The sequence below is a fragment of the Halanaerobium salsuginis genome (assembly GCF_900114545.1).
GTDB lineage: Bacteria > Bacillota > Halanaerobiia > Halanaerobiales > Halanaerobiaceae > Halanaerobium > Halanaerobium salsuginis.
This window is the reverse complement of record NZ_FOTI01000001.1, coordinates 111806-131020: the sequence shown is the minus strand read 5'-3', so window position 1 is coordinate 131020 and position 19215 is coordinate 111806. Positions and strand designations below refer to the sequence as shown.

Below are 19215 nucleotides of genomic sequence, written 5' to 3'. Positions count from 1 at the left end.
CACTACTCACCTTCCTCGTTACTTTTCAAAGTCTTAACTAAATAATCCCCTACTTGATCTGTACTCAATTCTCCACCGATATCACTAGTTATCATATTATTTTCTAGAGCAGTAACTACTGCTTTTTCGGTCTGATCAGCCAGTCTACTCTCTCCAAGCTGTCTTAACATCATAGCAGCTGCTAGTACAGCTGCCAGAGGATTAGCTATGTTCTGACCAGCAATATCAGGTGCACTACCATGAACAGGTTCAAACATAGAAATACTATCAGGATTAATATTACCAGAAACTGCCATACCCATTCCACCCTGGATTTCTGCACCAAGATCAGTAATAATATCTCCGAAAATATTACAAGTTACAACTACATCAAATATTTCTGGGTTTCTTACCATTTTCATGGTAATAGCATCAACTAAAAAATGATCCTGTTTTACATCTTGATAATTCTGTCCCATTTCTTTAAAAGCTCGCTGCCAGAGATTGTGAGCATAGGTCAAAACATTACTTTTATCACAAACAGTAAGTTTAGGTTCTTTACCAAATTCTCTAGCATACTCAAAAGCATATTTAATAATTCTATCTACACCTTTACGAGTCGAAATCATTTCTTGAGTTGCAATTTCATCTGGAGTATCTTTCTTTAAAAAGCCTCCAACACCAGCGTAAATCCCCTCAGTATTTTCTCTAACTACAGTAAAATCAATATCCTGCAGTTTTTTACCTTTTAAAGGACAAAATTCTTCTTTATATAATTTTATTGGTCTTAGATTAATATACTGATCAAAATAAAATCTTAATTTAAGTAAAATCCCTTTTTCCAATATACCTGGCTCTACTCTAGGATCACCAACAGCGCCTAAATAAATTGCATCAAAAGTTTCCAATTTATTTAAAACATCATCCGGCAAAATATCACCTGTTTTTAGATAACGTTCAGCACCAAGATCAAACTTTTCAAATTTAAGTCCCAATTGATGTAAATCATTAAAATAATTGAGAACTTTAATGCCCTGTCTGGTTACTTCTTCTCCAATTCCATCACCTGGTATATAAGCAATATTACTCATTATACCAGCTCCTTTTTAATATGTTCAATTAAACCACCATCAGCAATTATTTCCTGCATAAATTCTGGAAAAGGAGCTGCTTCAAAAGTTTCGCCAGTTCTTAAGTTTTTAACTGTACCTTGATCTAAGTTTACTTCAAGTTTATCGCCAGCTTGAGTTGCCTGAACAGCAGCAGGACACTCTAATATTGGTAAACCGATATTAATTGAATTTCGATAAAAAATTCTGGCAAAACTTTCAGCAACTACACATGCTACTCCAGCATATTTAATGGCCAGCGGAGCATGTTCACGCGAACTACCCGAACCAAAATTTTTCCCTCCTACAATAATATCACCTTTTTCAACCTGACTGGCAAAATCCTGATCAAGATCTTCCATGCAATGAGCTGCCAGATTAGCTGGTTCTGATGAATTTAAATAACGAGCAGGTATTATTACATCTGTATCTACATTATCTCCATATTTAAACACTTTTCCTTGTAAAATCATTATTTAACTACCTCCTCAGGAGCAACAAGATATCCTTTAATTGCTGAAGCTGCTGCAACCGCTGGACTTGCCAGATAAACTTCACTTTCGGTAGAGCCCATTCGGCCAACAAAATTACGATTTGTTGTTGAAACAGCTTTTTCCCCTTTAGCTAAAATTCCCATATGACCACCTAAACAAGGGCCACAGGTTGGAGTACTAACTGCTGCACCAGCATCAATAAAGATATCCATCAAACCTTCTGCCATCGCCTGCTTGTAGATAGCCTGTGTACCGGGGAAAATCAAGCAGCGCAAATCAGAATGAACTTTTTTACCTTCTAAAATCTTTGCCGCAACTCTTAAATCTTCAATTCTACCATTAGTGCAAGAACCAATTACAGATTGATCAAGTTTAACTTCTCCTGCCTGACTAATTCCCTTAGTATTTTCTGGTAAACTAGGGAATGCCACCTGAGGTTCTATCTGGCTAACATCAATTTCAATTACTTCCTCGTAAACTGCATCAGAATCAGCATTATAAATAGTATAATCCCGAACAGCTCTCCCTTTAAGATAATCTTCTGTTTTCTGGTCAGCTGCAATCAAACCTGCTTTACCACCTGCTTCAATTGCCATATTAGACATTGTCATTCTACCATCCATAGATAGATTACTGATCGCTTCTCCAGTAAATTCCATCGCTTTATAAAGGGCACCATCTACTCCTATTTTACCAATTGTATAAAGGATTAAATCTTTCCCACTTACCCAGGGCTGCAATTCTCCTGTATAGACAATTTTAATGGTTGGCGGTACTTTAAACCAGGCTTTTCCAGTTGCCATAGCAGCTGCCATATCAGTACTTCCTACTCCAGTTCCCAGAGCTCCTAAAGCTCCATATGTACAGGTGTGTGAGTCAGCTCCAATAATTATTTCTCCTGGTAAAGCAAGCCCTTTTTCTGGTAATAGAACATGTTCAATTCCCATTTGACCAATTTCAAAAAAATTACTTAATTCATGTTGACGGGCAAACTCTCGAATAAATTTAATTTGCTCAGCCGCTTTAATATCCTTACTCGGAGAAAAATGATCTGGAACAATCACTACTCGATCCTTATCAAATACTGTTTCTACCCCTATTTTATTGAATTCTTTAATCGCAACTGGGGTTGTAATATCATTTCCTAAAACCATATCAACTCTGGCATTAACTATATCACCAGCTTGCAATTCGGTCTGATCTGTATGAGCTGCTAGAATTTTTTCAATCATTGTCATACCCATTTATTAAATCAACTCCTTAACATTATTTACTAGTATAAACTAAATATTTATTAATAGCTTCTAAATAAGCCACAGCGCTGGCTTCTGTAATATCAGTTTGCGAAGAATGACCTGTATAAACTTTACCTGCTATTTCTGCCGCAACATAAGCCTCACCTAATGCATCTCTACCTTCTGTTACTGCATCAATTTTATAAGAAATTAGCTTTATTTCATCTATCCCTGTCAGCTCATTAATAGTCTGAAAAATTGCATCAATCGGGCCATCACCATTACAGGCTGCCGACTGAATTATTTCTCCCTCTTTCTTTAAACGTACAGTCGCTGTTGGTAATAATATCTTACCTGTTAAAACTGAAATATATTCTAATTCATATGTTTTTTGATATTCATATAATTGGTCATCAAGCAAAGCAATTATATCTGCCTGACTAATATTTTTCTTTTTATCAGCTAGTTCTTTAAATCTGCTGAAAAAACTGGCAAAGCTGGCCTCATCCAGTTGATAGTCATATTTATCTAAAAAATCTTTTAAGGCATGTCTTCCAGAATGTTTACCTAAGACCAATTTATTATGATCAAGTCCAATTGTTTTGGCATCCATAATTTCATAGGTTGTTCTTTCTTTAATTACTCCATCTTGATGGATTCCTGCTTCATGAGCAAAAGCATTTGCTCCTACAATTGCCTTATTTGCCTGCAGACTAATTCCAGTTGAACTGGCAACTAATTTAGAAAGGCGGGCAATTTGAGTTGTATCCTGAGTAATAGTTAAATCATAATAGTCTTGCCGAGTATAAAGTGCCATTACTATTTCTTCTAAAGCTGCATTACCAGCCCTTTCTCCGATTCCATTAACTGATACTTCAACTTGAGTTGCTCCATTTTCGAGAGCAGCCAGCGAATTAGCCACAGCCAACCCCAGATCATTATGACAGTGCACACTAATTTCTGCCTGTTCAATTAGAGGAGTTTTGGCTTTAATTTCTTTAATTAGGCTGCCAAACTCACCAGGCACAGCATAGCCAACTGTATCTGGAATATTAATTACTTTTGCTCCAGCTGCAATAACTGCATTAAATAGTTCAGCTAGAAAATCAATTTCACTGCGCGAAGCATCTTCAGCTGAGAATTCTATATTCTCAGTATATTTAGCTGCATATTCAACAGCTGCAACTGCTTTCTCTAAAACCTCTGCCTGAGTTAATTTTAATTTATATTTTAAATGAATTGGCGAAGAAGCTATAAAAACATGCAGTCTTGGATTCTCAGCATTCTTTACTGCTTCCCAGGCTCGATCAATATCAGCTTTTCTGCATCTTGCTAGAGCGGCAACTTCAACTCCACTTACATTTTCAGCTACTAATTTAACAGCTTCAAAATCACCAGGAGAAGAAATCGGGAACCCTGCTTCAATTACATTTACTTTCATTTTGGCAAGCTGGCGCGCAATTGCCAGTTTTTCCTCCGGGATTAAAGTAACTCCCGGAGATTGTTCACCATCTCTTAAGGTTGTATCAAATATCTTAACTTCTGACATTATAATTCACCACCTTTAACTACATTTAATCGATCCAGGACATCATCTTTCTTAATTTTGCTCCTACTTCTTCTAATTGGCTTTTTTCATCCTGTTCAGTTAGAGAATTAAAGACTGGTCTGTGAGCCTGGTTTTCTAAAATCCATTCGCGGGCAAATTTACCATCCTGAATATCTTTTAGAACTCCCTGCATATTTTCTTTTACATGGTCATCAATTACTCTAGGGCCAGACATCAGATCACCATACTGAGCTGTATCACTAATTGAGTAGCGCATTGCAGATAGCCCACCTTCAAATAATAAATCAACAATTAATTTTAATTCATTCATACACTCAAAGAAAGCTATTTCAGGCTGATAGCCAGCATTAACTAAAGTTTCAAATCCTGCTTTGATTAAAGCAGTAGTGCCACCACATAAAACAGCCTGTTCTCCAAAGAGATCTGTTTCGGTTTCTTCCTGAAATGAAGTTTCAATAACTCCAGCGTGAGTGCAGCCAATACCTTTTGCATAAGCTAAACCCAGCTGATATGCCTTACCTGTATAGTCCTGATAAACTGCCAGTAAACCAGGAACTCCTTTACCATCCTGATAAAGCCGTCTTACCAGATGACCTGGTGACTTAGGAGCAACCATATAAACATCAACATTTTCAGGTGGTACAATCTGATCATAATGGATGTTAAATCCATGGGAAAACATTAAAGAATTTCCTGCTTCTAAATTAGGGGCAATATCATTTTTAAAAACGGAACCTTGTTTAATATCAGGAATTAAAATCTGAATTATATCTGCCTGAGCTGCTGCTTCTGCTGTTGTATAAACATCAAGGCCATCTTCTTCTGCTACCTGCCAACTTGAACTTTCCTTACGCAGACCAACTATTACATCTACTCCACTATCTTTAAGGTTTTGAGCCTGAGCATGTCCCTGACTCCCATAACCAATTACCGCTACTTTTTTTCCTTCTAAATATTTTAAGTCTGCATCTTTATCATAATAAATTTCCATTCTTATCTACTCCTTTTATGTTCGTTTTAAATTTTAGATTAAGTTTAATAATTATTTTTGATTCTGGGCCTGGCCTCTGCTTAAAGCTACAGTCCCGGTTCTAACAAATTCTGCTATGCCAAAATCCCTCAGTAATTCTGTTAAAGCTTCTAATTTATCTTCAGTTCCTGTTGCCTCTATCATTAAACTATCAGGTGCTACATCAACTATTTGAGCTCTGAATGTATCAGCAATCTGAATAATTTCTGAGCGCTGTTTACGACTACATTTTACCCTGATCAAAATTAAATCACGTTCAACAATTGAATTTTTATCAAGCTCAGTAATTTTAAGCACATTAATTAACTTATGGAGCTGTTTTGTTACCTGCTCTAAAGTTTTTTCATCTCCATTAACTACAATAGTCATCCGGGAAATCTCTGGGTTTTCTGTTTTGCCTACATTTAAGCTTTCAATATTAAAATTTCTCCGGCTAAACAATCCGGCAATTCTCGTCAGGACACCAGGTTTATTTAAAACAGAGACAGATAAAATATGTGTCATAAATTTAACCTCCTATCATATCTTTTAGTCCTGCTCCAGCTGGAACCATCGGATAGACATTTTCATCTTCTGGAATATGAATATCCAGAATTGCTGGCCCTTGGTGTTCTATTGCTTCTTTTAAAGCTGTATCAAATTCAGACTTTTTCTGTACACTACGCGACCAAATTCCATAGGCTTCACCCAACTTAACAAAGTCAGGAGCAGGAATTTTAGTTGCAGAATATCTTTTTTCATAAAAAATTTCCTGCCACTGGCGCACCATACCCAGATATTTATTATTAAAAATAATAATTTTAATTGGTATATTATAAGTTTGTGCAGTACCCAATTCCTGAATATTCATCTGAATACTGCCATCTCCAGCAATTAAGAATACTTTCTCATCTGGCTGACCAATTTGAGCCCCAATTGCAGCTGGTAAACCATAACCCATTGTCCCTAGACCACCTGAAGTGATAAATTGACGCGGCTTTCGATATTTATGGAATTGAGCTGCCCACATTTGGTGCTGACCTACTTCAGTAACTATAGTAGCATCACCAGTAGTATATTTATCAATCTCCTCCATAATAAACTGAGGCTTAATTATTTCTTGCTCCTCAGATTGATAAGTCAGGGGATACTTCTGCTTCAATTCTGCAATTCTCTGCTGCCAACTGCCAAATTCTCTTGGATTAAGATGAGGAATTAATTCCTGCAAAACTCGCTTAATATCACCAACTATTGGAATATCAACTTCGACATTTTTACCTATTTCAGCCGGGTCAATATCTATCTGAATAATTTTTGCCTGAGCAGCAAATTCATCCAGCTTACCTGTCACTCGATCATCAAATCTAGCCCCAACTGCAATTAAAAGATCAGTTTCAATTGTTGCCATATTTGCATATCTAGTTCCATGCATCCCTAACATTTCAAGTGCTAAATCCTCATCTTCCGGATAAATACCAAGTGCCATTAAAGTAGTTGTAATTGGAATTTTACTTTTATTAACTAATTGCTTAATCTCTTTTTGTGCTCCAGAAATAATTGCACCTCCACCTACATATAAAAGAGGACGACTAGCCTGATTAATTGCCTGAGCAGCTTTATTAATTTGAAGCTTATGGCCTTCAAAAGTAGGTTTATAACCAGGTAAATTAACTTTATCTGGATAGTTAAATTCTGCCACAGCCTGAGTAACATCTTTGGCAAGGTCAATTAATACAGGCCCTGGTCTGCCACTTCTGGCAATATAAAAAGCTTCTTTAATCGTCTGGGCCAGCTCTTTAATGTCAGTCACTAAAAAATTATGTTTAGTGATTGGTAATGAAATACCAGTAATATCAGCTTCCTGAAAAGCATCTTTACCAATTAAAGAACTTGCTACCTGACCTGTAAAAGCAACTAGAGGAATCGAGTCCATCTGAGCATTAGCTAAACCAGTAACCAAATTTGTACCTCCCGGGCCAGAAGTGGCAATACAAACACCTACTTTCCCGGTGCTTCTGGCATAACCATCTGCTGCATGTACTACTCCCTGCTCATGTCTACCCAAATAATGTGTTAAAGATGAATTATACAAAGCATCATAAAGATTTAAAACTGCACCTCCAGGATAGCCAAATATCACTTCCACATTTTCTTTCTTTAATGACTCAATTATTATTTCTCCACCATTTAATTTTGGCATAGATTCACCTCCGCTGTGAATTGCAAGATAGTAAGTAAAAAAATAGCCCTGAATACTTGTATTCAGGGCAAAAATTAATCTAAGAATATTTAATTATAACATAATATTTGTCAGAAAATTTACCCTTTTTAATTTCAGCCGACAGAAATTATCTTTCTTAATAGCTTAATTAAAAATAGCCTATTTTGAAGCAATAAATAACAAATATATGCTAATTAATTTTTATTCTTAAATGAAGTAACCCTTCTCTACTACTATCTAATCTTGTAACTTCATTTCTATTATGTTTTATATTTTTACTATACTAGATAATCACACTATAATCAATCTTTTTTTTAAAATACTCTAAAATAATTCTGGATTTAAATAAATTTAGCTTAAAACAGCTCCTCTAGCAGCAGATCCAACCAGAGCAGCATACCTTTTTAAATAACCAGTTACATCTGGAGTATACGGTTCTAGTTTATTCATTCGTTCAGCAAGTTCTGCTTGTGACAACTCTACTTCTAAAATAAAATTATCCATATCAATATGAATGATATCGCCTTCTTGCAGAGCAGCAATTGGACCTCCTGCAGCAGCCTCTGGAGAAACATGACCTATAGCAGCACCTCTAGTTGCTCCCGAAAAACGTCCATCTGTGATTAAAGCAACCTGATCATCAAGCCCCATACCAGCCAGAGCAGATGTGGGAGCCAGCATTTCACGCATACCCGGACCACCTTTTGGTCCTTCATCCTTAATAACTACAACATCACCAGCTTTAATCTGCCCAGCATTTATAGCCTTAATAGCAGCTTCTTCGCCCGAATAGATGCGAGCTGGTCCTCTATGTTCCATCATCTGAGGCGCTACAGCTGCTCGTTTAACTACCGAACCTTCAGGAGCAATATTTCCACTTAAAATAGCCAGACCACCTCTTTTGTGATAAGGATTATCCAGGGAACGAATTATATTATGATCAACAAAAGTACTCTTAGCCAAATTTTCTTTGAGAGTTGCCGCAGTAACTGTCATTACATCTTCTTCAATCAGATCACCTTTAGCTAATTCATTAATTACAGCATAAATTCCGCCAGCATCATTTAAATCCTGCATATGATTTTTACCAGCAGGTGTTAAACTGCAAATATGAGGTACCTGATCACTAATTTCATTAAACTTGGCTAAGGGAAGTTCTACCCCTGCTTCATGGGCAATAGCTGGTAGGTGTAAAGCAGTATTAGTTGAACAGCCAAGTGACATATCAACAGTAATTGCATTTAAAAAAGCTGCTTCTGTTAAAATATCAGAAGGTTTAATATCAGCTGCAACTAATTTCATAATTGCTTTCCCAGCTGCTTTAGCCAATCTAATTCGATCAGCCTTTACTGCAGGTATAGTACCATTACCTGGTAAAGCAAATCCTAAAACTTCAGCTAACGAATTCATAGAGTTAGCAGTAAACATACCAGCACAAGATCCAACTCCAGGACAGGCACTGCGAGAAATTTTTTCTAATTCTGCTTCCTCCATTTTACCTGACACAACCGAACCAACTGCTTCAAAAACATTATGCAAATCAATTGACTGGCCGCAATAGCTGCCTGGTTCCATAGGACCACCACTAATTACAATAGCCGGAATATCTAGTCTAGCTGCAGCCATCATCATTCCTGGTACAATTTTATCACAATTTGGTATTAAAACTAAACCATCAAGCTGATGACCATTAACTACTGTTTCTACAGAATCAGCAATTATTTCTCTACTTGCTAAAGAGTAATGCATTCCCTGATGACCCATTGCAATTCCATCACAAACTCCAATTGTAGAAAAAGATAGAGCTGTACCACCAGCAGCAGTAATTCCCAGCTCTACTGCATCTTTAATCCGGTCAAGATGCTTGTGTCCAGGGATAATATCACTGGCCGAATTTGCAATTCCAATTAAAGGTTTATTTAAGTCATCATCATCAAGACCCAGGGCGTAAAGCAGAGATCTATGTGGAGCCCGCTCAACTCCCTTTTTTATCTTATCACTTCTCATCCTTTTCCTCCTTTAAACATCTACTAGCTTCTTTTTAGTGAAAAGTTAAATAGGTAGCTAGATAAAAATCTAGCTACTTGCTTATTCTGAATAAATCTCGCGTCCACTTGAATTAGCTATTTCTCTAAAACGACTAATCAAATCAGTGGTTTTACTGCCAACTTTGCCATCACCAATTGTTCGACCATCAACTTCAACAACAGGAATAACTTCAGCTGCAGTACCGCTTAAAAAACATTCTTCTGCATTATATAAATCATGTCTGGTAAAGAGATCTTCCCTAACTTCTAAACCCATTTCTGCAGCAATTTTAAGTACTACTTCACGCTTAGTTCCTTTTAAAATACCAGCATAAATAGGTGGTGTATAGAGAGTATTATCAGCAACAATAAATATGTTATCACCAGTACATTCAGCTACATAACCATCATTATTTAAAATAATAGCTTCAGGAGCATCCTGCAAATTAGCCTCAATTCTGGCCATAATGTTATTTAAATAATTAAGTGACTTAATACGGGGATTAACCATTTCTGCTGCATTTCTTCTGGTAGGTACAGTAACCAGTTTTAAACCTGTTTGATAAAGTTCTTCTGGATAAAGCTGAATCCCACTTGCAATAATAACAACTGTTGCTTCTGGACATTTACGAGGATCTAATCCTAAATCTCCAATTCCTCTAGAGACAACTACTCTTATGTAAGCATCTTTTAAATCATTTGCTTTAATAGTTTCAATAATTGCTGCTTCCATCTCTGCTTTAGTTAAAGGAATCTCCAGCATAATTGTTTTAGCCGACTCATATAACCTTTTAATATGTTCATCTAACATAAATACTCGCCCACTGTAAGCTCGAATTCCTTCAAAAATTCCATCGCCATAAAGATAGCCATGGTCAAAAACTGACACTTTTGCCTGGTCTTCAGGCACAATTTCTCCATTCAAATAAATATTTCTACTCACTGCTTTTCCTCCTTAAAATTAACCCTCTAATTTATTGAATAAATTCAACTTAAATAATAGCATTTTACTAAGGAAATGTTATTACACTTAAGTATTTATTGGTTATAAATTATATAGCTAATAACTTAAAATGTCAAGGATTTAAGCAATAAAAAAAGCTCCCAAAAAGGGAGCTGATTAAGCAAAACTAATTATTATTTTTTACCGAAAAATGAACCTCTAATTTCAAAGCCTAAATAGTAAATATCATTTGCATATTCATATTCTCTATCTAAATCACCACTACTGTCATAATTTTTCTCTTTTTCTATAACTCTATTATAGCCAAAATACATTTTTCTATCAGGAGTAAAGTTATAATTAGCAAACAAATTTACCAGACTAGATCTATTTTCATCATCTGGATCATAGTTATCATAGGTATATTTTTCCCAGGGCTGATAAAGGTACTTGCCATGTAGAGTTAACTTTTCGCTAACTGCTGTATCCATTACCAGCATGTAAATCATTGTGCTATTATCATAATCATAGTCATTTGTAGGACTGTTGATCAGATCTCTTTCACGACCATAGTTTACTCTACCAACTAGAGGACTAATTCTAAATTCACCTGGCTGTAAGTCACCTGGTTTAAGTGGTCTAAGATAATCTAACTGCCAATCTGACATTAAAGTATCTCCCAGGATAACATTTCCCAACATACTATTTAAATAAGATTGAGCTGAAACTCCACCACTAACTAAAAATATTGTTAAAAAAATTATTCCCACTACAAAAATACTCTTTCTCATTGTTTTTCCCCCTTGTTTTGCAGGATTTTTAGTTAAAATCCTGAATTTAAATAATAATCTTGTCTATATTTAGTCTATCACTGCATAATATTTTTTAATATTACCCGAAAGTAGTATTTTTAGTAGTGCTTGCAAAATAATATGTTTAGTTAGGGGTCAGCAAATTGAAAAATCTGGAAAATACTCTAATTGAATGGGAAAAAATCTTTAATTTTATCTGTGAAACGGGTCAAATAAACAGTTTGAATAATTATTCCTATTATTTTCTAAAAAAGTTAAATAATTTAATCCCCTTTTTTGCTGCTAATTTTTTTCTCTTTGATGAACAGGAAAAAATCATGGGAGAACCAATCTGCTTTAATATTAATCAAAAACAATTAACTCTTTATAGTAATTATTATTATAAATTAGATAATATACGTCAGCTTGTTTTTAATCAACCTGGTGCAACTAAAAGTACTGATCTACTAGATTATACAACCTGGAGCAAAAGTGAATATTTTACTGACTTTTTAGCTAAAAATAATCTTTATTATTCAGCTGGCATAGACATTCATTATCAAAATAGATTATTAGGAACAATTAGTTTATTCAGAGAAAGATCTGAGCCTGATTTTAGTCTCAAAGATTTAATTTATTTAGAATTAATAGCTAAACATGCAGCCAATCAGGTCTATAAATTATTTCTCTTAAATAATATTAAGCAAAAAAAAGAACTTAAAACAAAATTAATAATGAAAAAAATCTCTCAAGAATTTGAATTAACTGAACGTGAAAAGGAAGTATTGAATTTATTATTAGCCGGTCAGAGCAATCAGAAAATTGCTAAAGAACTTTTTATTTCAATTAATACCGTCAAAAAACACTTATCAAATATTTATCAAAAAGCAAAAGTTAAAAGCAGAACAGAATTAACTGCCCTTGTTTTTAAAAGTAAAATTAATAATAGCTAGTTTATTCAAATAATCAAAATAAAAACTCCTATTAGTAGAACAAAACTAGCTTTCTACTAACAGGAGTTAAAATCAAACTCTGCTTTATAACTGCAGAAAATTTCAGTTAACAATAAGTTTATTTATTTAAAATAGCTTCTAATTCAGCAGCTGTTAAATCCTGATATTGCTGTTTTGCTTTATTTTGACTCAATTGAGCCAGGATTTCTTCTCTACTCTGTGCCTTTTCAGCCAGATAATCAGCTATAATATCTTCTTTAACTGGTGGAGCTGGTGGTTCAACAGACTCAACTGTTTCAGTGGCGGCTGTTTTAGGTTGAGAGGGATTATCTAGCTGTACTTCCTGTTCTACCTGTGCCTTTGGTTCTGAGCTATTTGAGCTATTACCAAGTTCAAGGTTAAAATTACTGCTCTTGATAACATTCTTCGAACTAACTTCATCTCCATATTTAATTATTTTGGGAGTCACAAAAATAATGATCTCATTTGTTTTATTACCTTTTGTCTGGTGAGTAAATAGTTTACCTAATAATGGTATATCACCAAAGAATGGTATTTTGGCTATACCACCTTCTTTATCTGTCTGGATTAAACCACTAATCGCAAATGTCTCATTATTTTTTAGGCGCAGTGATGTTTCAACTTTTCTAGTCTGGGTTGCTGGAGGTGGTGTTTTATCAGAACTAGCAGTTTCTGCATTATTTTCAGTAAAGTTACTTACTTCAGGTGCAATTTTCATTTCAATCTCATTGTTTTCAGTAATCCAGGGGGTAAATTTAAGCTTAACTCCGGCCTCTGCATATTCCCAGGAAGTAGTGGTATCTCCTTCATCATCATCTTCTGTAACCTCATAGGGCTCTTTATTTAAGATTTCCATATTGGCTTCTTCTCCGTTTAAAGTCATTAAACTTGGTTTAGCCAGTGTTTTGGCATCAGAAGAATTATCAAGCAGCTTAAATATTTCTGCCCAGGTATAAGACAACTTATTAATTTTATCACCATCAGAGTTACGTTCAATATTGATGGTACCAATGCCGCCATCACTTGCATAATCCATTCCAATCTCGCGTGAAAAATCTGTTGATATTTCTTCAACCCTTGTTTCTATAACAACCTGATACCTTGGCTTATTAATACTCTTAATTAATGATTCAACATTAGCTAGCTGATTACGAGGACCATTAATAATTACTTCTTTTCTTTTTTGATTAACATGAACTTTTATTTCAGGATAAAAAGCAGTTAAGATTTCATTAATCTGCTCTGTATCAACATAATCCACCCTAATATTTTCTGTTGTCGGCTCCAGACTCTCATCATAAGTTTTAGCCATTGCTAAAGCAGTATTAACTTCTGGCTGTCTACCACTAATTGTAATCTGGTTAGTCAAAGGATTAATTTTAATTTGCAGAGCAGGATTGACAACTAATAATTTACTCTGTAAGTCTTCCAATTCTGCATTTAAAACTTGATAATTAGCTGAATATAATTCTATGTTTGATTCATTAAGCTGCTTTGACTCAGTTTGAGGCTGGCTTACAGGTGTCTCTGAACTCAGCTCAGCTATCATAGTTTTAATTTCATTTAACTGTTCAGCCTCTCCTTTTAGAATAAACTGGCCGCGCACTGGATCTAGAGTAATTTGAGTTTCTGGAAAAAGCTGTCTAATAATTGTTCCGATATTCTCCAACTCATTCTGATTAGCTTTAACAAATTCTGTAGTAATATTAGCATAAATACTGTTGATTTTTTCGGGAGCTGCCACTACAACTGTATTATCATCCCATTTATAGGCCAGACCTTTAGTTTGAGTAATTAAGTCTAGAGCCTTGGCAAAGCTAATTCCCTTTAAAGTAACAGTAATTTTCCCATCGACTGAGCTGTCAGTAATTAAGTTAACATCTGCTGCGGTTGCTACAGTGCGCAGCACATCTGCTAAATCAGCATTTTTAAATTCCAGCTGGTCAATTTGCTGAGCTGGCCCGGCAAGTACAGTTAGTGAAAAAATACAAAGTAAAAATAAAACTAATAATAAAGTTTTCTTTTTTAAAAACATTGCTCGTCCTCCAATCAGTTATTGAAATAGTTTAATAGTTAATTGTAAATTCATTTCCATTTTTAGTAAGAAAAACCTGGCTATCTCTATAAGACAATAAAGTATAACCAGCAATCATTTCACCTGGTCTAAGTAATTCACTTGTATTATTAATTAAATCCTTAATTAAAATAATTTTTTCTCCTCCAGTTACCAGGATCCCTTTAACTTCGAGTTCCTCTGCAGCTGCTTCAGGGTTAAAATTATTATTCTGCTCAACTAATAGCTGATCTACCTGCTGCTCATCTTCTACAAGCGGTTGCAGCTGATTAAGAAAAGGATTATTTAAATCACTAATTTCATTCTCATCTAATTCATTTTGTAAAGTAAAATCCATTAAATCCTGATCCACTGCAAGGTTTAATGCCATTACTTTTGGTGCTAAAAGAACTAAACAGATAGTTAAAATAACCATACTCAAATGTTTCATACTCTCACCCCTTAATTTCCTGAGAAAATCTAACCAGGCTATCTGGCTGATAAAAAAATAGGTTTAAATCTAATTCTAATTGACTGTCATAATTTTGCAAAGTAAAGTTTTCTACTACCAGGCGATAATCCCAATTATCGATTAGTCTAAAAAAGTTTAACAATTGAAAATAATCACCACTTAAATTTAATTTAAAACTATAACCATCTGCAATCTTAGCTTTTTCGTACTGACTGATAATAATTTGGTTCTGTCTAGCAAAAAAATCAAGAGCGGTTAAAACTTCTTCTGGCTGACGCACTTCAAAATCAAGCCGTTCCTGTCTTTCCTTTTTTAAATCAGCCAGCTGCTTTTCCAGACTATCTATTTGATTTACTTTAGTTAAAACTTCAGTAAAATCAGTCTGAATATTAGTTAGATCATTTCTTAGATCAGCCTGCCTGGTCAGCATTGGCTGATAGATAAAATAATAATAAGCTGCAAAAACTACTACTACAAATAAAACTAAAAGTAATATTATTTCACGCCGGGAAAGTTTACTCATCAATTAATGCCTCCTTTCTTGCTAGGAGTATCTATTTTAACTGTTAGCTTAAAATTAAGTTCTGACTCTTGCTGAAAACGTTCTAGTGAAACTACTGAAAAAATAGTAGAATCATAAATATTAGCTAAAAAATCTAATAATGATCTTACAGTAGTTGCATTACCTGTAATCACTAAGTTACCTGTCTGATAATTTAGTGAATCAAAATAAATAGCTGCTGGTACTAAATTTGAAAACTCTCGCAGCGCTGGCGACAGCTGATAGGATTCCATTTCCATTTTAACAGGTAATTTAAAATTACTTACTTCCTGATTTAATTTCTGATAATACTCAAATTGAGGCTGAATAGCAGTTAGCTGCTGCTGCCAGCTCAGCTTATTAGATTGCAAAGTTTTTAATTCTAATCTATTTACATAATAATTAACAGCTGGAATTGCCAAAACAGCAATTATTATTATTATATAAATAATCTCTGTCCAGTTTATTTTGTAACTTTCATCTTTTTCCAGCAGATTAACCCGCATGATATTCCACCTCACTTAACACTGTGCCAGCTGCTATAGCGATCATAGTTTTGTTAACTTCAGCAGACTCAGTATTATTAAATTTAAGCCAGGGATCCAGTGCAGCTACCGGCAGATCAATTTCTGCCTGTAGATATTCTACCAGACCTTTTAAAAGCAATCCTCCACCAGTTAAATAAATATTATTAATTAGATTCTCTTTATTTCTTTCATTATGATAATCAATTGATCGATTAAGTTCATTAATTAAATTAGCCAGTAAATTTTTAATTCCTGTCTGAACCGAACTATTATCTTCTACTCCAGTCATTAATAAATCAAGATCTATTATTTCTTCCTCCTCTTCAGCATCAATTTCAAACTGATAAGTTTTTTTGGCTATTTCAGCCTCTTCAAAACTATTTTCTTCAGTCAAAAATAATTTGCTGAAACTATTACCAGCAATTTCAATTTCCCGACTCAAATAAAAATTACTGCTATCTGCCACTATTATTTTAGATTTATTGGATCCAATATCAAGCAGTAAAGCAGGCTGCTCAGGCTGATAATTTGCCCGTAATAATGAAATCATTGCCATTTCTGCTAAATTAACAACTTTTACTTTTAACAAATTTTCAGTAAAAAGTTCAAGGTAATCAGCCAGAATATCCTGAGGCATTACTGTTAATAGCAGCTCTAGTTCATTTTCATTTTCTGAGAGAATAATATAATCTAATGCTATATTATCCAGCCCTAAATCTAATATTTCCTGTACTTCCCACTTCAGTGCTTCTTTAAGCTCTGTTTCTGGCATTTTAGGCAAATTAAGCCTGCGGACAAAGGTTTTGCCAGCAGCGGGGGTCATTAAAAGAATTCCAGAACTAAAATTATTTGTCTTAAAAATATCAGTTATTATTTTTCTTAATAAATGTTTATCTTTTATTTCTCCATCCTGAATACTGCCAGTAGGAATTTCTCTTTTAAGAGCAGACTGAAAATTTATTTTATTATTTTTGACCCGACAATTTAAAAATTTAATACTATTATGACCAAAATCAACTGCTGTATATTCAACTCCCCTAATTAAGCTAAATGGACTTATCGCCATTTTATCATCTCCTTGCACCAAATTTAATCATTCCAGATTAATCTAACTGGACCAGTTTTATCAATTTCAAAATTAGGATTACCATGGATTCTAGTTAATTCTGCTATACCAGGATCAATACTACCGCGCAGAGGATTATCATCAGAATAAGTAGTGACACTACTTATCCGTTCATTATTTAAATTAATTTCATTAAAAACCATAGATGAAGCATATCCTCCTCTAAAATTATTACTTGTGTAAGTAGCAAAAGGAGCAAAATAGGCTAGATTAATCTCAGATTCCCAGGGCATTGTAATGTGACCAGCTTCGAAAGAAACAAGATCTGCTGTAGTATAAATAATTATATTAGCCCTACCACGCAAAGATACTTCTGCTGCTGGTTTTATTTCACCATCAATTAAAATATGCAACACTTGATCATTTGGTTTATCAAAATATTTAATTTCAGATTCAGTAGGATTAAAATCTCCATCGATTAAAATATAATTAGCTTCATAATCAGTATCATCATTAAAGAAATTATAAACCGCATCTTCTAACTGCCAATAATAGCCCCAATTTGACCCTACACCTGGCTCTGGCTGGGCAACTCTCCAAAATAAACTCCATTTTTCTCTAATCGCTTTATAAACTTTACCATTATTAATAACTTCACTACCTGTTCTATATACTTTATTGCTCCAGGTATTATATTTAGTAGTATCTGGCTCTGTGTCTTGATAAGTATAACCGCCTTCACTAGCCAATCTTGTTTTAAACTCAGCCACTATTTTTTCCTGATAATCATAATCATCTTTATTTGGTAATGAAGTTAATCCATATTCAACATTGTCTCTACTTAAATTAGTTTCTGTTACTAGATCTGGTTGAGCTAATTGCCAGCTGCTGCTTCTCCCAGGTGTACTTTGATTATTATTACTTAAGCTCAAATAGAGATCATTATTCCTAATTACAATTTGATCTTTAGCATAACTTTGCTCTCTATCCCAGGGCTGATAGCTAATATCAAGTGTCCAATTTTTCTGCCAATCTTGCTGCCCAGGCTCTACAGCTTCACCAGGATTATAGTCTGAATTACTAATATAAACTTGATTATTATAAACTACTAAATCTCCCAGACTATAATTACTATAAGGTGACCAGTTATAATAACGTTTTTCGGCTGTTCCAAATGAATGTCGATCAACATCCTGAAAATATGAATTACTAATATTTATTTTATTAGCAAAACGAGAAAATCTAAAATAATCAATTAAATGATCTATTTTATATTGAATAGAAATTGTTTTTGAACGCAAACCATGTTTAGCATTTACTTTAAAAAGGTAAAGGTTATTTTTCTGATAGTTTTCATCTGGCTGATAACTATAACTTAAATTATAATTATCCAGAGTTAAATTTTTTTGATTTAATTCAGCTAGCATCAGATCAAGTTCAGGTTTAATCTCATCAGCAGAGAAAATACTTTTCCCAGCAATTTTATCATGATAAAACTTATTTAAATAAAGATCTAAAAAATTACTTCCCCCTTCAGCTGCATAAAAAGCCTGAGTAGCTGCTGCTGAATTAGAACTTAACCTGAGGTTAGAATTATTAACTATTAAAAAAGCAGTGGACAAAGTACCAACTATAAGCAGCAGAAAAATTGACATAATAATTGCTGACCCTCTATTATCCAACATTGGCTATTCCTCCTCTGCTAAGACTGCCAGATTTCTTGAATAAACAGTTTTTATCTTATCTTTTCTTATGCCATTAGTAATTGTACTTAATTCAATTCTAAAGTCACTTTTTTGATCAGTAATTAAAGTAGTGAGATTAAAACTAGCTACATTATTAAGTTTTTGGACTAACTTGTCTGACTCTAGCAGTTCTAAAGTTTGAGCTGCTTTATCATAAGTTAATTTTACTAAATCAATTGGCTGCCCATCTTCATTTAAATTTTGATAAATATAATAAATATATTTAGTATTTTCACCTGCTTCAATTTTTTCTTCATATTGGACTGTTTTACGTAAGAATCGACTAATATTTTCTAACATAACTTCATCTAGACGATTTTTGGCTATTCGCTGACTAGAATCATCTAAAAAAGTAAAAGATTGAAAAAGAATTAAAGCAATTATTGTCATTATTACACTAAATATAACAATGGAAAGTAACAGTTCGAGTAAAGTTAAACCAGAATTATTTTTCAGCAT

At 34.1% G+C, this 19215-nt stretch carries 18 protein-coding genes; 1 reads left to right on the top strand and 17 read right to left on the bottom strand.

The window, feature by feature from the left end:
- Positions 1 to 2: 2 nt before the first annotated feature.
- The 10 genes from BMZ74_RS00660 to BMZ74_RS00615 all read right to left on the bottom strand — a co-directional run bounded on the left by BMZ74_RS00660 (position 3) and on the right by BMZ74_RS00615 (position 11378).
- Positions 3 to 1070, bottom strand: coding sequence for a 3-isopropylmalate dehydrogenase (locus BMZ74_RS00660; RefSeq protein ID WP_089858083.1), 1068 nt, complete (start codon positions 1068 to 1070; stop codon positions 3 to 5).
- Positions 1070 to 1561, bottom strand: coding sequence for a 3-isopropylmalate dehydratase small subunit (gene leuD, locus BMZ74_RS00655; RefSeq protein WP_089858080.1), 492 nt, complete (start codon positions 1559 to 1561; stop codon positions 1070 to 1072). The genes BMZ74_RS00660 and leuD overlap by 1 nt, the downstream gene beginning before the upstream one ends.
- A complete protein-coding gene (gene leuC, locus BMZ74_RS00650) occupies positions 1561 to 2826 on the bottom strand; it encodes a 3-isopropylmalate dehydratase large subunit (protein ID WP_089858078.1) in 1266 nt (421 codons plus the stop codon). Before leuC ends, leuD begins: the two co-directional genes overlap by 1 nt.
- A gap of 22 nt (positions 2827 to 2848) precedes the next feature.
- The gene (locus BMZ74_RS00645; RefSeq protein ID WP_177181323.1) at positions 2849 to 4366 is read right to left on the bottom strand and encodes a 2-isopropylmalate synthase; all 1518 of its coding nucleotides are present in this window, start codon (positions 4364 to 4366) and stop codon (positions 2849 to 2851) included.
- A 25-nt stretch (positions 4367 to 4391) separates the two neighbouring features.
- Positions 4392 to 5378, bottom strand: coding sequence for a ketol-acid reductoisomerase (ilvC, locus tag BMZ74_RS00640; RefSeq protein ID WP_089858073.1), 987 nt, complete (start codon positions 5376 to 5378; stop codon positions 4392 to 4394).
- Between the two features lie 51 nt (positions 5379 to 5429).
- Positions 5430 to 5921, bottom strand: coding sequence for an acetolactate synthase small subunit (ilvN, locus tag BMZ74_RS00635; RefSeq protein WP_089858072.1), 492 nt, complete (start codon positions 5919 to 5921; stop codon positions 5430 to 5432).
- A gap of 4 nt (positions 5922 to 5925) precedes the next feature.
- A complete protein-coding gene (gene ilvB / locus BMZ74_RS00630) occupies positions 5926 to 7596 on the bottom strand; it encodes a biosynthetic-type acetolactate synthase large subunit (protein ID WP_089858070.1) in 1671 nt (556 codons plus the stop codon).
- Between the two features lie 372 nt (positions 7597 to 7968).
- A complete protein-coding gene (gene ilvD, locus BMZ74_RS00625) occupies positions 7969 to 9624 on the bottom strand; it encodes a dihydroxy-acid dehydratase (RefSeq protein ID WP_089858068.1) in 1656 nt (551 codons plus the stop codon).
- An 81-nt stretch (positions 9625 to 9705) separates the two neighbouring features.
- Positions 9706 to 10587 carry a branched-chain-amino-acid transaminase gene (gene ilvE / locus BMZ74_RS00620; protein ID WP_089858067.1) on the bottom strand — a complete coding sequence of 294 codons (882 nt, stop codon included), beginning with the start codon at positions 10585 to 10587 and terminating at the stop codon, positions 9706 to 9708.
- 194 nt (positions 10588 to 10781) lie between these two features.
- On the bottom strand, positions 10782 to 11378 hold the full coding sequence (locus BMZ74_RS00615; RefSeq protein ID WP_089858064.1) for a hypothetical protein: 597 nt from the start codon (positions 11376 to 11378) through the stop codon (positions 10782 to 10784).
- A 164-nt stretch (positions 11379 to 11542) separates the two neighbouring features.
- Here BMZ74_RS00615 and BMZ74_RS14735 point away from each other — a divergent pair, with 164 nt between their 5' ends.
- Entirely contained in the window at positions 11543 to 12331 is a 789-nt protein-coding gene (locus tag BMZ74_RS14735) for a helix-turn-helix domain-containing protein (RefSeq protein ID WP_089858062.1), read from the top strand.
- Positions 12332 to 12449: 118 nt separating this feature from the next.
- Here the strand turns inward: BMZ74_RS14735 and BMZ74_RS00605 are convergent, their stop codons facing one another.
- The 7 genes from BMZ74_RS00605 to BMZ74_RS00575 are packed head-to-tail and all read right to left on the bottom strand — an operon-like array spanning position 12450 to position 19215.
- Complete coding sequence (locus tag BMZ74_RS00605; RefSeq protein WP_089858059.1) at positions 12450 to 14387, bottom strand: type II secretion system protein GspD; 1938 nt, start codon at positions 14385 to 14387, stop codon at positions 12450 to 12452.
- Positions 14388 to 14418: 31 nt separating this feature from the next.
- Positions 14419 to 14856, bottom strand: coding sequence for a hypothetical protein (locus BMZ74_RS00600; RefSeq protein WP_089858057.1), 438 nt, complete (start codon positions 14854 to 14856; stop codon positions 14419 to 14421).
- A gap of 4 nt (positions 14857 to 14860) precedes the next feature.
- Complete coding sequence (gene gspM, locus BMZ74_RS00595) at positions 14861 to 15400, bottom strand: type II secretion system protein GspM (RefSeq protein ID WP_089858055.1); 540 nt, start codon at positions 15398 to 15400, stop codon at positions 14861 to 14863.
- A complete protein-coding gene (locus tag BMZ74_RS00590) occupies positions 15400 to 15924 on the bottom strand; it encodes a PilN domain-containing protein (RefSeq protein ID WP_089858052.1) in 525 nt (174 codons plus the stop codon). The genes gspM and BMZ74_RS00590 overlap by 1 nt, the downstream gene beginning before the upstream one ends.
- Complete coding sequence (pilM, locus tag BMZ74_RS00585; protein WP_089858049.1) at positions 15914 to 17011, bottom strand: pilus assembly protein PilM; 1098 nt, start codon at positions 17009 to 17011, stop codon at positions 15914 to 15916. The genes BMZ74_RS00590 and pilM overlap by 11 nt, the downstream gene beginning before the upstream one ends.
- Positions 17012 to 17034: 23 nt before the next feature.
- Positions 17035 to 18696 (bottom strand): hypothetical protein, encoded by a 1662-nt coding sequence (locus BMZ74_RS00580; RefSeq protein WP_089858046.1) that lies wholly within the window; start codon positions 18694 to 18696, stop codon positions 17035 to 17037.
- A gap of 3 nt (positions 18697 to 18699) precedes the next feature.
- Complete coding sequence (locus BMZ74_RS00575) at positions 18700 to 19215, bottom strand: prepilin-type N-terminal cleavage/methylation domain-containing protein (protein ID WP_089858043.1); 516 nt, start codon at positions 19213 to 19215, stop codon at positions 18700 to 18702.

What these genes read in the sequence shown, in the direction of transcription:
- leuC (WP_089858078.1), bottom strand. Translation starts at nt 2,826, where the DNA reads ATGGGTATGACAATGATTGAAAAAATTCTAGCAGCTCATACAGATCAG.
- BMZ74_RS00600 (WP_089858057.1), bottom strand. Translation starts at nt 14,856, where the DNA reads ATGAAACATTTGAGTATGGTTATTTTAACTATCTGTTTAGTTCTTTTA.
- pilM (WP_089858049.1), bottom strand. Translation starts at nt 17,011, where the DNA reads ATGGCGATAAGTCCATTTAGCTTAATTAGGGGAGTTGAATATACAGCA.
- ilvN (WP_089858072.1), bottom strand. Translation starts at nt 5,921, where the DNA reads ATGACACATATTTTATCTGTCTCTGTTTTAAATAAACCTGGTGTCCTG.
- BMZ74_RS00615 (WP_089858064.1), bottom strand. Translation starts at nt 11,378, where the DNA reads ATGAGAAAGAGTATTTTTGTAGTGGGAATAATTTTTTTAACAATATTT.
- BMZ74_RS00605 (WP_089858059.1), bottom strand. Translation starts at nt 14,387, where the DNA reads ATGTTTTTAAAAAAGAAAACTTTATTATTAGTTTTATTTTTACTTTGT.
- ilvC (WP_089858073.1), bottom strand. Translation starts at nt 5,378, where the DNA reads ATGGAAATTTATTATGATAAAGATGCAGACTTAAAATATTTAGAAGGA.
- BMZ74_RS00575 (WP_089858043.1), bottom strand. Translation starts at nt 19,215, where the DNA reads ATGCTGAAAAATAATTCTGGTTTAACTTTACTCGAACTGTTACTTTCC.
- BMZ74_RS00660 (WP_089858083.1), bottom strand. Translation starts at nt 1,070, where the DNA reads ATGAGTAATATTGCTTATATACCAGGTGATGGAATTGGAGAAGAAGTA.
- BMZ74_RS00590 (WP_089858052.1), bottom strand. Translation starts at nt 15,924, where the DNA reads ATGCGGGTTAATCTGCTGGAAAAAGATGAAAGTTACAAAATAAACTGG.
- ilvD (WP_089858068.1), bottom strand. Translation starts at nt 9,624, where the DNA reads ATGAGAAGTGATAAGATAAAAAAGGGAGTTGAGCGGGCTCCACATAGA.
- BMZ74_RS00580 (WP_089858046.1), bottom strand. Translation starts at nt 18,696, where the DNA reads ATGTTGGATAATAGAGGGTCAGCAATTATTATGTCAATTTTTCTGCTG.
- ilvB (WP_089858070.1), bottom strand. Translation starts at nt 7,596, where the DNA reads ATGCCAAAATTAAATGGTGGAGAAATAATAATTGAGTCATTAAAGAAA.
- gspM (WP_089858055.1), bottom strand. Translation starts at nt 15,400, where the DNA reads ATGAGTAAACTTTCCCGGCGTGAAATAATATTACTTTTAGTTTTATTT.
- BMZ74_RS00645 (WP_177181323.1), bottom strand. Translation starts at nt 4,366, where the DNA reads ATGTCAGAAGTTAAGATATTTGATACAACCTTAAGAGATGGTGAACAA.
- leuD (WP_089858080.1), bottom strand. Translation starts at nt 1,561, where the DNA reads ATGATTTTACAAGGAAAAGTGTTTAAATATGGAGATAATGTAGATACA.